General features: G+C 66.5%; 11 protein-coding genes. 6 read left to right on the top strand and 5 right to left on the bottom strand.

What is annotated here, in order from left to right; genetic code table 11:
• Window positions 1-154: 154 nt before the first annotated feature.
• From MLV88_RS14140 to MLV88_RS14120, 5 genes are all read left to right on the top strand, one after another.
• The gene (locus tag MLV88_RS14140; protein WP_243337755.1) at window positions 155-1,384 is read left to right on the top strand and encodes a glycosyltransferase family 4 protein; all 1,230 of its coding nucleotides are present in this window, start codon (window positions 155-157) and stop codon (window positions 1,382-1,384) included.
• A gap of 235 nt (window positions 1,385-1,619) precedes the next feature.
• The gene (locus tag MLV88_RS14135; RefSeq protein WP_243337753.1) at window positions 1,620-2,942 is read left to right on the top strand and encodes an O-antigen ligase family protein; all 1,323 of its coding nucleotides are present in this window, start codon (window positions 1,620-1,622) and stop codon (window positions 2,940-2,942) included.
• Window positions 2,942-4,237 carry a lipopolysaccharide biosynthesis protein gene (locus MLV88_RS14130; protein WP_243337747.1) on the top strand — a complete coding sequence of 432 codons (1,296 nt, stop codon included), beginning with the start codon at window positions 2,942-2,944 and terminating at the stop codon, window positions 4,235-4,237. Before MLV88_RS14135 ends, MLV88_RS14130 begins: the two co-directional genes overlap by 1 nt.
• A gap of 36 nt (window positions 4,238-4,273) precedes the next feature.
• Complete coding sequence (locus MLV88_RS14125) at window positions 4,274-5,407, top strand: glycosyltransferase (RefSeq protein WP_243337746.1); 1,134 nt, start codon at window positions 4,274-4,276, stop codon at window positions 5,405-5,407.
• A gap of 538 nt (window positions 5,408-5,945) precedes the next feature.
• Window positions 5,946-6,497 carry a D-glucuronyl C5-epimerase family protein gene (locus MLV88_RS14120; protein ID WP_243337745.1) on the top strand — a complete coding sequence of 184 codons (552 nt, stop codon included), beginning with the start codon at window positions 5,946-5,948 and terminating at the stop codon, window positions 6,495-6,497.
• Here MLV88_RS14120 and MLV88_RS14115 read toward each other — a convergent pair.
• The 5 genes from MLV88_RS14115 to MLV88_RS14095 all read right to left on the bottom strand — a co-directional run bounded on the left by MLV88_RS14115 (window position 6,494) and on the right by MLV88_RS14095 (window position 11,898).
• Window positions 6,494-7,711 carry a glycosyltransferase gene (locus MLV88_RS14115; protein WP_243337744.1) on the bottom strand — a complete coding sequence of 406 codons (1,218 nt, stop codon included), beginning with the start codon at window positions 7,709-7,711 and terminating at the stop codon, window positions 6,494-6,496. The two genes, MLV88_RS14120 and MLV88_RS14115, sit on opposite strands and share 4 nt — an antisense overlap.
• A 19-nt stretch (window positions 7,712-7,730) precedes the next feature.
• Entirely contained in the window at window positions 7,731-8,846 is a 1,116-nt protein-coding gene (locus MLV88_RS14110; RefSeq protein ID WP_243337743.1) for a DegT/DnrJ/EryC1/StrS family aminotransferase, read from the bottom strand.
• An 8-nt stretch (window positions 8,847-8,854) separates the two neighbouring features.
• A complete protein-coding gene (locus MLV88_RS14105) occupies window positions 8,855-9,502 on the bottom strand; it encodes an acyltransferase (protein ID WP_242335584.1) in 648 nt (215 codons plus the stop codon).
• 7 nt (window positions 9,503-9,509) lie between these two features.
• A complete protein-coding gene (locus tag MLV88_RS14100) occupies window positions 9,510-10,463 on the bottom strand; it encodes a Gfo/Idh/MocA family oxidoreductase (protein ID WP_242335581.1) in 954 nt (317 codons plus the stop codon).
• A 115-nt stretch (window positions 10,464-10,578) separates the two neighbouring features.
• On the bottom strand, window positions 10,579-11,898 hold the full coding sequence (locus tag MLV88_RS14095) for a nucleotide sugar dehydrogenase (protein WP_242335578.1): 1,320 nt from the start codon (window positions 11,896-11,898) through the stop codon (window positions 10,579-10,581).
• 287 nt (window positions 11,899-12,185) lie between these two features.
• Here MLV88_RS14095 and MLV88_RS14090 point away from each other — a divergent pair, with 287 nt between their 5' ends.
• Entirely contained in the window at window positions 12,186-13,379 is a 1,194-nt protein-coding gene (locus tag MLV88_RS14090; protein WP_242335575.1) for a DegT/DnrJ/EryC1/StrS family aminotransferase, read from the top strand.
• The last annotated feature ends 90 nt before the right edge of the window (window positions 13,380-13,469 follow it).

Raw genomic sequence — 13,469 nt, 5'->3', positions numbered from 1 at the left:
GCGACTCTCATCGCACGGAGGTTGATGGTCCCTGAGGACCGGCGCCCAGTACGCGAGAGCCATTACCACGGGGGCAACGGACCGTGCCACCAACTGTTCTTCTCGGCGACAGGGGGCGGGCGCCTCCGGCGGACGTCGAGGCGATGAACTTTCGATGAACATACTTCTCATCAATCATTACGCGGGCTCCACGCAGCACGGCATGGAGTACCGTCCGTTCTACATGGCACGCGCCTGGAACCGCCTTGGTCACCGGACGCGCGTCGTGGCCTCGTCGTTCTCGCACCTCCGGGCTGCCCAGCCGGAGCCCTCGACCGTGCCTCGTCATGAGATGCTCGACGGCGTCGAGTATTGCTGGCTGCCTGGTGGGGAGTACCACGGCAATGGCGTGGGTCGGATCCGGAACATGCTCGCGTTCCTGTCGGGGCTTTATCGGCACGAACGGTTCGTGACGGCGGAGTTCCGGCCCGATGCGGTGGTGTCGTCCTCGACCTACCCGCTGGATGCATTCCCGGCGCACAGGATTGCGCGCCGCTACGGCGCGCGTTTCGTCCACGAGGTCCACGACCTCTGGCCGCTGTCGCCGATGGAGCTCGGTAACATGTCGCGATGGCATCCCTTCATCGCGACGATGCAGGTGGCGGAGGACTTCGCCTATCGCCGCGCCGATCGCGTCGTCTCGATGCTGCCGCGAGCGGAGGCTCACATGCGCGCCCACGGGCTCGCGCCCGGCAAGTTCGTCTACGTGGCGAACGGAATCGACGTCGCGGAATGGGAAGCGAGCGACCAGCCCCTCCCCACGGAGGCCGCCTCCGCCCTCCAGGCCTTTCGGAGGCGATGCCCCTTTCTGATCGGCTACGCTGGCGCGCATGGCGTCGCGAACGCCCTGGAGGTGCTGGTTGAGGCGGCAGCGCGCGTCGTCCAGACGCCGGTGGGGTTCGTGCTCGTCGGACACGGTCCCGAGAAGGAGGCGCTGCGTGCCCGGGCGGCGAGGCTCGGGCTCGAGAACCTGATCTTCCTGGATCCGGTGAAGAAGCGCACGATCCCCGCGTTGCTCGCCGCGATGGACGCCCTGTTCATCGGCTGGCACCGCAGCCCGCTCTACCGGTTCGGCGTGAGTCCGAACAAGCTCATGGACTACATGATGGCGGCGAAGCCGGTGCTCCACGCGATCGAGGCCGGGAACGACCTGGTGGCCGAGGCTCGCTGCGGCATATCCGTGGCCCCCGAAGACCCTGGCGCGATCGCGGACGGGGTTCATCGATTGATGGCGACGAGCGCGGGGGAGCGCGCGGAGATGGGCGCGCGAGGCCGGAAGTTCATCCTCGAGCACCACACCTACGACGTTCTCTCGCGGCGCTTCCTGGCGGCGCTTGGAGGCTGAGATGCAACCCGAGTGGCGGCATGCTCTGCTACGACTTCGACCGTGAGAATGCGAGTAATCAGGACGTGAGGGGGAGCCTGCTCGGACGCGTTTGGACGCGCGAGGATGCACGGGAGCCCGGTGACGCTTGCGTCGGCCAACGGTCGGCTCGTACCCCTCGCGGCGCAGTACGGCGTCTTCGACGCCGTGCGGTGGCTTCAGAGGTACGTGGCTTGCTGGATCGAGGAGCGTTCGAGTGACCGCCGAAGTCCCTGGCATCGGCGGACGGTGGGCTTTGGCGTTCCTGGCCGCCTTCTGCGCGATTGTCGTGTTCGCGCCACCTTTGCCGATCGACTTCGAGTTTGCGAGCCGCGGGGTCAAGCTGGACCAGGTGCTTCTCTTGCCACTGGTCTACCTGACGGTGCGTCGCGATCCGGATGCGGCAAGTGTGGCGGTGTCGAACCCGGCCATGCGTCCCCTATGGTGGTTCGCTGGCTTCTCACTCGTCTCCGCTCTCTGGTCGCTGATCTTTGCCCCGGGGCTTTCGGTCGGCGGCGCGCTCGCCGGCGCGTGGGGGACGTTCCGCCTGCCCTTCGTCATGCTGCTCGGGCTGACGGCCGGCGCTCGTGTAACCGACACGCAGCGCCGCTCCTTCTCCTGGTTCCTGGCTTTCCTGACCGTCCTGATGGCCGGAGTCGCGACGGCGCAACTCTTCAAGTGGGAACCGATATACGGGTTCCTCTCGGCCAACTACACTCGCAAGGCTGACTTCGACCTCGTGCTCGAAGCGCTCGATCTTGGTCGTGCGTATGGGACCTTCGACGGGCAGCCGAACGTCCTCGGCTCGTTCGGGGTTCTGGGCGTCGCCGTGATAGGGTCACTCCTGGTGGAGGCCGACCGTTCTCGAGCGCGGCTCCTGCTCGCGGGAGCGACGTTCGCGGCAACGTGGCTCATCGCGATTAGCTGGTCGCGAGGTGCATACGCGGGCGCGCTCACGGTGCTCATGTACCTCCTGTGGAGGGCGGGTCGCCGTCGATTGTTGGGATTTGTGGTGGCGGGCACTGTGGTCCTGGTTGGATTGTACTCGGTGTTGCCGGAGGTCCCGCTCGAGCGGCTCATGCAGCTCATGGAGGCCCGAGGGGATGGGTCCGGAGAGTCCATCTTCGAAAGCCGCTTGCCTTTCTGGCAGACGAACTGGGAGCTATTCACTCAGAATCCGCTTTTTGGACTCCGCTCGGCGGACTCTGCTCCTCTCGACAATCTTTACCTTGGTTTGCTCTTGGTCCATGGCCTCGCGGGTACGATCGTGTTCGCGTTTGCGTGCCTACGCTTTCTGAGACTGCTTCGGAGTCTCGAGAGCCCGGGTGCAAGGGTTCTGGGCATGGCGTGCTCGGCGACGACCCTGGGGTGGCTGGTCAATGGCCTGTCCGTCCCGTCCTTCTTCGGGGAGCGTGTGCAGGAGTTGTTCTTCGTGGTCATGGGGGTCGCTCTGGCAGCTCCGGAGCTGGCCGTGGGTCGCGATGACGCGCTCTCGACCAAGAGTTCCGATTCACCCGTCTCCGCGCCCGAGCTCCCGTGATGCGGTCCTCGTCCCTCTACCGGCTCGTCGGATGGACGCTGGCGGGCAACGTCGCGTTCGGCTTTTCGCAGTGGGGCATCACCATCGCAGTCGCGAAGCTCGGCCATGAGGGCATGGTCGGAGAACTCGCTCTCGCGTGGGCGGTGACGACCCCCGTATTCGTCTTTTCGACCCTTCAGCTTCGGCAACTGCTCGTGTCCGCGAGCGACGACGAAGTGTCGTTTCGCGACTATCTGACGGCGCGCCGCCTGCTCACGACCGGGGCGCTCGTTGCGACCATCCTCATCGTGCTCGCGCTCGGCTATCGAGGCGAGAGGCTGGCAGTCATGGTTGCCGTCGGCGTCGCGAAGGCACTGGACTCTCTCGTCGACATCCACCTCGGATGGCTCCAGCGCCAGGAGCGCATGGATCGGGTCGCGAAGGCACTGTTCGTGAACGGGGCAATGGCGCTCGGCGCCGCTGCGGCTGCCATGAGCGTGTGGCGGCATGCCTCGATCGCGGCACTCGCGAGCGGGCTCGGCCCGCTCGCCGCGCTCGTCGTCGTGTCGCGCTGGAATGCCGGAGAGCCGCGGTGGTCCGCGAAGGGCTCTGGTCTCCGCGGGGTCATCGCCCTCGCTACGCTCGGCCTCCCGCTCGGGGTGGTGATGGGACTCGTCGCTGTTCAGACCAACCTTCCTCGATTGTTCGTGGACCGACACCTTGGCATCAGCGCGCTCGGGATCTTCGCAGCCGCGAGCCAGCTCACGAACGTCGGAGCGAACCTGGTCAGCAGCATCGCCACCGCTACGGTCAGGCGCATCGCGCGGGCCTTCTCGTCCGGAGAGGTGGCGGACTTCCGCCGGATCACGTGGCGGCTTTTCGGTCTGGGACTCGGGATCGGCTTGGCGGGCGCCGCCCTCAGCTTCCTGGCGGGACGTCAGATTCTCTCGATCGTGTACACACCCGACTATGCCCAGGGTGCCAGCGTACTCGTCTCCTTGAGCATCGCCGCTGGCCTGTCCTACGGGGCTTCGTTCCTTGGATACTCCATGACCATGGCGCGGCGTCTCCGCATCCAGGTAATCCTCTTCCTTTTCGCCGCGGCGGTGACGTGGGGCGGGTGCGCTCTCGCGGTACCGGTTCTCGGCCTGCATGGCGCCGCGCTGGGTGCGGGCATCGGGTCAGTGGCACAGATCCTGGGCAGCGCCGCAGTCTTGCGAAGCGCCGAGCGCTCGCTCACCCGAGCTCAGAGCCTCCCGCCGGAGGAGCCGACCTCGGGTGGGCAGCGTTCGTCCGCGAGCATCGATCCTTCATGAGCCCGTCAAATGACGTCTTCCAGGCGAGGAGGATGCATGACTGACCGTCTTCGCTTGGTGCATGTGATTCCCAATCTGGGCACCGGCGGTGCCGAGCGCATGCTGCTCAATCTCCTTTGCGCGCTCGATCCCCGGCGGGTCGATGCCTCCGTCTTGAGTCTCTACCCGGCAGCAGGGTCGATCATCGAATCGGAACTCCACCGGGGCGGGGTCCGGTCATACTATCTCTCGAAGCGACCCGGCCCGGACCCTTCATGCGCCATCGCAGTCTGGCGAACACTCCGCGAACTCCGGCCAGACGTGGTGCACACTCATCGGTTCGCGCTGTCGTACGTGCTTCCGTCGCTGGTGAAGCGTGAAATTGCGTGCGTTCACACAGTCCATAACATCGCCCGGCAAGAGGTCCCGGCCCTTCATCGCGTCGCGTACCGGTTTGCATTTCGCTTGGGAGTGGCGCCGGTTGCGATCAGCGCCGAGGTAGCTCGTTCCTTCGAACTCCTCTATCGCCGCCCACCGGCGGCGCTCATCCCGATCGGCATTCCCCTGGCAGCCATGGCGAGCCCATCGATGGACCGCAGAGCCTGGCGCGCGTCCGAGGGGGTGCCGGACGATGCGGTGGTGTTCGTGTGCGTCGCACGGTTCGCTCCGCAGAAGAACCTGCATCTTCTGATAGACGCGTTTGCCCGTACGACCGTGGCGCTCCCCACGGCGATACTCCTGCTCGCAGGTGACGGGCCGCTGCTGACAAGCGTCCAGAATCAGGCTGGCGCCCTTGGAATCCGAGATCGTGTCCGGTTTCTCGGCGAGCGCCGCGACATGCCCTCGCTCCTGGGAGCGTCCGACGTGTTTGTCTTGTCCTCGGACTGGGAGGGAACTCCGGTCTCGATCATGGAGGCAATGGCGGCTGGCCTCCCGGTCGCAGCTACTGCCGTGGGCGGCGTCCCGGAGCTCGTACGTTCGGGCACGACGGGTCGTCTCGCGCGTCCGAAGGACGCCCGTTCCCTTGGCGACGCAATGCTCGAGCTCGGATCCGACGCCACACTCCGACGCGCCATGGGACTCGCTGCGTCGCGACTCGCCAGCGAAGCGCTTGATGTACGCGTGATGGCGTCGGCGTATGAGAACCTCTACTGCAGGCTTTCAGGACGCGCTATCGACCGGCAAACCTAGGCGCGGCTGTGGAGCGATGCCTGATATTTGCGAAGGACCATCGTGCAATGCGAGATCTTCTTCTTGGGTACTCGAGAGCTCAGTGACTGACACAGCGCCCACCGGCAGGGTCCAGACGCGTTCTCGCGTTGGAAGTCGTGTCCGGCTCTATATTCAGATGTTTCGGCATTGGGGTGGCATGCTGAGCGGGCGGGGGTACTGGCATGCCCCTCAAGGGCTCGGCTCACAGTTCGTTGCCGGAAAACTGGCCGGGTATTTCAATGATCTAACCGGGAAAGCTCGCTGGCAGGGCCCAGTCGACGAGAATGGACTGATTCTCAATCAGCTTGCTGACGGAAGCCCGGTACAGTACCCGACCGCAGTCTTCCAGCAAGCCCTGGGGCACTGGGATCTGTGGCTTGCGACTGGCCGGAGCGTGCCTGCGCATCGCGATGTATTCTTGGCAGGAGCCCAATGGGCCCTCGAGCACCAGGACCGGCTGGGTGGGTGGCCCGTGTGGTCGCTCCTGGGTGCCCAGGATCGGTCAGAGTATTCGTCCATGACGCAAGGCGAGGGCACGTCACTGCTCGTCCGTGCGTATGACGTGACGCGCAACGAGGTGTTTCTCGAGGCAGCGCGCCGCGCCCTTGCGCTCATGCTGCTGCCAGTGGATCGCGGTGGGGTTGCGCGCGATGTCCCCGAGGGGCTGGTGCTGGAAGAAGTTGCGTCGCAGCGTGAGAACGCCGTCTTGAATGGGTGGATCTTCTCGCTATTTGGATTGCACGACTTCCTTCTGGTGCGACCCGACGACGCGGTTGCGGTCGCCCTCGACCGCACGCTGGCCGCGCTCTGCCGCTGGCTTCCCCGTTATTGCGGGCCGTATTGGTCCAATTACGACACGCAAGGAACGTTGGCGAGCCCCTTCTATCATCGCCTTCACATCGCACAGCTCTCCGCGCTCGAGATGACATTTCCCGAGCGCGCCGTTCATTTTGCGAATGCCCGGGCGCGCTTCGAGAGGCAGGCCGCATCTCGAGGCCAATCGTTGCGTGCGCTGATCACGAAGGCCGTTCAGAAGCTCAGGCAGCCCCCTCCCGGCATCCTTCGTTAGAGTCGGCAGGGCTCATGTGCGTCGCGGCGAATCAACGCCAGCAGGCGCGCGGCAGAGCTGTCCACTGAGCAGCCCTCGCGAACGCGAGTCCTGCACATCGCGCCGACCGAGCGATAGTGCTGCTCGTCGCAAATGAGGAGGCGCAGACGCTCCGCAAGTGCGGATGCGTTTCGTTGCGGCACCGTGAGACCGAGGTCGTCCGGAAGCAGCTCCGGAATGGATCCCGTCCGCGTCGAGAGCACCGGAACGCCAAAGGCCATCGCCTCCATCAGCGAGACCGGCACGCCCTCATGCTCCCCTCCGCCGAGGTCCAGGCTGGGAAGCACGACTGCGTTGACCCGGCGGTCTTCGTACAGCCTGAGGAGCTCCGGCCGCGGAAGGTGCCCCAGAAACGTGACACGCCCAGCGATTCCGGCGCGCCTTGCTTGCGCAGCTAGTTCTCCGCGAAGCGGCCCATCGCCAGCCAGTGCAAGCTCTACGTCGCGACCTTCAGCGATGAGCTCCGCACACGCCGCCAGCAGGTATGAGTGACCTTTGACCGGAAGAAGATTCGCTGGACACAGGACTCTGAAGGGAGTGCCGCTCGGCCATAGCAGGGGCGGAACGAACGGCGGCACCCAGGTTCCCATGGGGATCACATGCGTACGGCCCGCGGCGGCGCCGAGCTGCCCCGCATCGCGCTGGCCCCCACGGGAAATGAACCGAGTGAACGCCGCGGAGTGCACCTTTGCAGCGAGCAGATTGTTCTCGTGGATATCCCACCGATGGCATGACATGGACCAGGGGATTCCGGCCAACTGCGCGGCCACCATGCCGGCGGACGCCGTGGTCGCAGCCCAGTGCACGTGGAGATGCTCACAGCCCCTTCGCTCGAGTTCCCGGAAAGCCCAGAGCGCCTTCGGGACGACGGCGAGGTTCTTCGCCGCGTGCCGTGTTGATGCACTCAGTAACTTGAAGACGGCGCGCGCCGAGGCGAGAGGCTCCCTTGAACAAGCGCTGGCTGCGCCCAGGAGAACGCGGATCGAACAGAGTCCCTCGTCGAGCAAGTGGACCCCCTCGGTGTCAGGGTCCCAGTCCGGCCTGCGACTACCCCGGGGATAAAGGGGGATCACGTACAGCTCCACCCCCAAGCTCTTCAGCGCGGCGATCTCCGAGATCAGGAACGTCTCGCCCGTTCCGTACGGGAAGGACGCCGTCATGTAGGCCAGCTTCATCCAGCTCTGCGCTCCGATGTCATCCACGAGCCTTCGCTTCGCGGAGCGCTCTCGCGACCCGTTCCTGAACGGCGACAGGTATCCGCGGCCACATCGGCAACGACAACACCTCGCCGCTCGCCGCATCGGCTTGCGGGAACTCTCCGAACCCCTCGTAGACCGGCAGTCGATGAGCCGCCTTCGGGTAGTACACCATCGTGTCGACGCCGGCGTCGGCGAGCGCTGCCTTCAGCGCATCGCGGCGCCCGTCGAGAACGCGAATCGTGAACTGATGATAGACGTGCCGCACCCCCTGGCGCTCCGAGGGGAGCACGATGCCAGGCACTCCGGCGAGCAGCTCGCGATACCGGATCGCCGCCTCACGCCGACCCGCGTTCCACGCGTCGACGTGCGGCAGCTTCGCGCGGAGGAACGCCGCCTGGAGCGCATCGAGCCGCGAGTTGTAGCCGATCTGCTCGTTCTCGTACTTCTTCCGGGATCCGTGCGCGCGCAGCATGCGGGCGGCGTCCGCGACCTCCGCGTCGTTCGTCGCGACGAGCCCGCCATCTCCCAGGCAGCCGAGGTTCTTCGAGGGGAAGAACGAGAAGGCCCCTGCGTCGCCGAAGGTCCCGAGCTTCCGGCCGTTCAGCGACCCACCGAAAGCCTGCGCGACGTCCTCCACGATTCGGAGTCCCTTCGCACGGGCGAGCGACTGCAGCGCCTCGAGATCCGCGGCATGGCCGAAGAGGTGGACGGGAAGAATGGCCTTCGTGCGGGGCGTGATCGCGCGCGCGACGAGCTCGGGCCGGAGGTTGAAGGTCTCGGGATCGACGTCGACGAAGACCGGCGTCGCCCCGACCACGCTGACGGACTCTGGCGTGGCGAAGAACGTGAACGGTGAAGTCACGACCTCGTCGCCTGGCCCGATGCCGAGGGCCCGGAGCGCGATGACGAGCGCGTCGGTCCCCGAGTTCACGCCGATCGCGTACCGAACGCCCAGGTACTCGGCGACCTCGCGCTCGAACGCATCGACCTCGGGCCCGAGGATGAAGTGGCCCGAGGCCATGACGCGACGGAACGCCGCCTCGAGCGCAGGCCCGACCTCGTCCAGCTCCGGTGCGAGGTCGAGAACGGGGATCCTGGAATGCTCAGCCACGCGCGCTCTCACTTCTTGAAGGTGTCGTACGCCACCTTGCCCACCGCCAGCTCGGGCGGGAGCGGTGCTTCCTCGTCGACATCCAGGCAGCGCACCACGCCTGGCTCGACCTCCCTGTAGCGGAGCCCGCTCTCCGGGCAGCGCATGATGCCCTCGCCGTCAGGTTTGGGAAGCCGATGCCCGTGCCGGCTCATCCACCCCGCAAAGCGGCCGGGCACCCCGACCACGAGCGCGTAGTCGGGCACGTCCTTCGCGACCACCGCGCCGGCCGCGACGAAGGCGTAACGGCCGATCGTGACCCCGCAGACGACGGTGGCGTTCGCGCCGATGGAGGCGCCGCGGCGAAGGAGCGTCTTCTCGTAGAGCGCGCGGCGCACCACCTGGGAGCGCGGGTTCGTCACGTTCGTGAGCACGCAGGACGGGCCGAGGAAGACGTCGTCCTCGATGACGGTGCCCTCGTAGATGGAGACGTTGTTCTGGACCTTGACGTTGTTGCCGATGGTCGTGCCGCCGGCGATCGAGCAGTTCTGACCGAAGCTGCAGCGTTCGCCGATCACCGCGCCCGAGAGCACGTGGCAGAAGTGCCAGAGCTTCGTGCCCTTGCCGACCTGAGCTCCATCATCGACGTACGAAGACTCGTGAACGAAATAGTCCATGGGCTCCTCAAGACGCTCGGGTGACGAACGGATGCATCAGCTGGGGAGAGGTCCGCACGGCTGGGGCGACGCGGATGTCGTGCGCGAGGGTCACCGATGGACGGGCGGCCTCGAGTCCGAAGCCGCGCCCCGCCAGGATCTCCCGGTACACGGCCGTGTGGAGCTCGGTGAACCCGTCCGAGAACTCGATCTCCTGACCGTCCACCGTCAGCGAGCGGAAGGTGGTCTTCCCCTGGTCGCGCGCGGCCTGGGGCACGTCGCTTTTCGCGAGCGAGAGGAACCAGCGCACTACCGCGCGCTCCAGGCGCAGCATGCCTGCCGCGCGCGTGGCCTCGGACACGTGGACCTGCATCTCCTGCACGCTCCCGAAGATCCAGGAGAGCATGTCGAAGAAGTGGATCCCGATGTTGGTCGCGATCCCGCCGGACTTCTCGACGTCGCCTTTCCAGGACACGCCGTACCAGCGCCCGCGCGAGGTGATGTACGTGAGGTCGATGTCGTGGATCTTGCCGGGTGGCTCCGCGGCGATGCGCTCCTTCAGCGCCACGATGGTCGGGTGCAGCCGCAGCTGCAGGATGTTGAACACCCGCCGCCCCGTCTCTGCCTCCAGCTCTTGCAGCGCGTCGAGGTTCCACGGGTTCAGCACGAGCGGCTTCTCGCAGATCGCGTCGGCTCCGACGCGCAGGGCGAAGCGCATGTGCGCGTCGTGCAGGTAGTTCGGCGTGCAGATCGAGACGTAGTGGATGCGCTCGTCGTCGCCGCGGCGCCGCAGCTTCTCGACGTGACGATCGAACCGCTCGAACTCCCGGAAGTACGCGACGTCGTCGAAGTAGCGGTCGAGGATGCCGACTGCGTCGTGCGGGTCCAGTGCCGCCACGAGGCGGTTGCCAGTATCCTTGATCGCCTGCAGGTGGCGCGGCGCGATGTACCCGCCGACGCCCGTCATCGCAAAGTTCTTCATGATGCCCCCTGGCGCGGTGGAGGGCCCTGCGCCACCGCCCCTTCGCGACGGACGTACACCCGATCGGCCGTCACCCGCCGCGTGGCGCGCACCCCGCGGGTGCGCCGCCGTCAGTTCATGCCTTCACGAGCCTCCGCGGCCCACCGCCGCCTCGCAGCGAGGCGACGACGTTGCGCGTGTCGACGACGAGCGGCACGTTTTCGTAGATCTCGGGGCGCTTGAACTCGTCGTGCGCCGTCGAGAGAACGACGACGTCGTAGGTCGCGAGCGTCTTCGGCGTGCACGGCACCGAGCGCATCGCGAGGTCGTGCTTCCGTGTCGGGTGCGAGACCGGAAAGTAGGGATCGCAGTAGTCCACCTGCGCCCCCCCGTGCTGGAAGAGCTCGATGAGCTCGTACGACGGGGACTCCCGATCGTCGTCGATGTTCGCCTTGTAGGACAGACCGAGCACGAGGACGCGCGAGCCGCGCAGCGCCTTCCCGTCGTCGTTCAGCGCGCGGACGGTCTTCTCGACAACATAGCCCGGCATGCGGGTGTTCACCTCACCCGCGAGCTCGATGAACCGCGCCCAGGAGCCGAACTCGGCAGCCTTCCAGGAGAGGTAGAAGGGGTCGAGCGGGATGCAGTGCCCGCCGAGCCCGGGGCCGGGATAGAACGGCATGAACCCGAACGGCTTGGTCTTCGCGGCCTCGATGACCTCCCAGACGTCGATGTCCATCCGGTCGAAGATGACCTTTAGCTCGTTCACGAGCGCGATGTTGACCGAGCGGAAGATGTTCTCGAGGAGCTTCCCCGACTCTGCGACGCGGGAGCTCGAGACGGGGACCACGGTGTCGAGCGCGGCGCGGTAGAGCTGGACCGCCGCCTCCGTCGAAGGGGCGTTGACGCCCCCGACCACCTTCGGGATGGAGCGCGTCGAGAACCGCTCGTTGCCGGGGTCTTCGCGCTCAGGGGAGAACGCGAGCAAGAAGTCCTTCGGGCACTCGAGCCCGCTCGACTCGAGGATGGGCTTCACCTCCTCGTCGGTGGTTCCCGGGTACGTGGTGGACTCGAGGACGACGAGCTGTCCAGGCCGCAGCCGCTTCGCGATCTCCCGAGCGGTCGAGTGGATGAAGGAGTTGTCGGGCTCCCGGTGCTTGCCGAGCGGAGTGGGGACGCAGATCAAGACCGCGTCGCATTCGGCGAGCCGATCGAAGTCGTCGGTCGCCACGTACCGCCCGCTCTCGACGGCCGCGGCGACGCGTTCCGGGCCGATGTGGCGAATGTAGGACTCGCCCCTGGAGAGCGTGGCGACCTTCTTCGCGTCGATGTCGAAGCCCGTGACGTGAAAGCCGGCGCTGCAGAAGACGAGGCCGAGGGGCAACCCCACGTAGCCCTGCCCGATGATGCCGATCCGCGCGGAGCGATTCTGGATGCCGTCGAAGAGTTTCTGCATGTCCATACCGGAGGAGGTGGGACTCTACGCGTAAACCGGCGGACGGAAAAGCCCCGCGCTGGCGCCGCAACGGAGTCGGAATGGGAGCGGTGGGACGGTCGTCCGATCACCGAGATGCTGCGGGTCGCGCCGCTGACGAGGAAAGCGCGTAAGCGCCAGGCGGCGAGGCGGAGTCGCGTGCGCACGCGCAGTGGCGACACAGGTCCAGCGGGGCACTCCAACTTCTCGTACCTTCCACGTCCGAGGGCCATTCATGAGACCGCACCATCCGTGGTAAACAGGGAGCGATGCGCGCCGCCAACTTCCTGCCGTTCGCGTTACCCGACATCTCGGAGGCGGAGGTCGAGTCCGTCGTCGAGACCCTCCGCTCCGGCTGGATCACGACCGGCCCGAAGACGAAGGAATTCGAGCGCCGGTTCGGCGCCGCGACGGGCGCGCCGCACGCCGTGATGGTGAACTCCTGTACGGCTGCGCTTCACCTCGCCCTCGAGGCGGTCGGCGTGAAGGCCGGCGACGAGGTGATCGTCCCCACCTTGACGTTCGCGGCCACCGCCGAAGTGGTCAGGTACCTCGGCGCGACCCCCGTGCTCGTGGACGTGCGCGGGTCCGACCACAACGTGGACCCCGCCGCCATCGAGCGGGCGATCACGCCGCGCACGCGGGCGATCATGCCCGTGCACTTCGCGGGCGTGCCCGCGGACATGGACGAAATCGTCGCGCTGGCGAGGCCGCGCGGCATCTTCGTGATCGACGACGCCGCCCACTGCTTCCCGGGTCGCTATCGCGGGCGAAAGGTCGGGACTCTCGCCGACATCTCCTGCTTCTCGTTCTATGCGACGAAGACGATCACGACGGGTGAAGGCGGCGCGGCGGTGACCGCCAACGCGGAGTGGGCGGACCGGATGCGGTTCATGTCGCTCCACGGGATCTCGCGGGACGCGTGGAAGCGGTACTCGGCCGAGGGCAGCTGGTACTACGAGATCATCGCGCCGGGCTACAAGTACAACCTGACCGACATCGCGTCGGCGATCGGCCTGGGCCAGCTGGAGCGGGCCGACGAGATGCTCGAGCGGCGCCGCGAGATCGCGGTGACCTACGACCGCGCCTTCATCGACCATCGGGCCTTCGAGCTGATGTCGTGGTCGACGGATCGTGACCACACGCACCATTTGTACGTCCTGAAGCTTCGCCCAGGAGCGCTCGGAATCGACCGGGATCGCTTCATCGTGGAGCTCAAGGAGCGCGGGATTGGCGCCTCGGTACACTTCATCCCGCTCCACGTCCATCCGTACTATCGAGACACTTACGGTTACGCGCCCGAGCAGCTCCCCGTGGCGCTCGACGTCTACCGCCGAAGCGTCTCGCTGCCCATATACTCCAAGATGACGGACGGCGACGTCGCACGCGTCGTGGAGGCGGTCACCGACATCGCCAGCAAGCACCGGCGCTCCGGGGGAAGGCACCGGTTCGAGGCGGCCTGACGGCGAGGCTGCGGCCGCGTCCTGTGCTCGGGCGACGCGGCTGCCACTATGCGTGACCGAGCTTCTTCTGGTACACATTCCGCCGTGACT

Source organism: Anaeromyxobacter soli, assembly GCF_022808855.1.
Classification (GTDB): Bacteria; Myxococcota; Myxococcia; order Myxococcales; family Anaeromyxobacteraceae; genus Anaeromyxobacter; species Anaeromyxobacter soli.
Note: the sequence above shows the minus strand (reverse complement) of the source record. Positions and strands in the feature narration are given on the sequence as shown.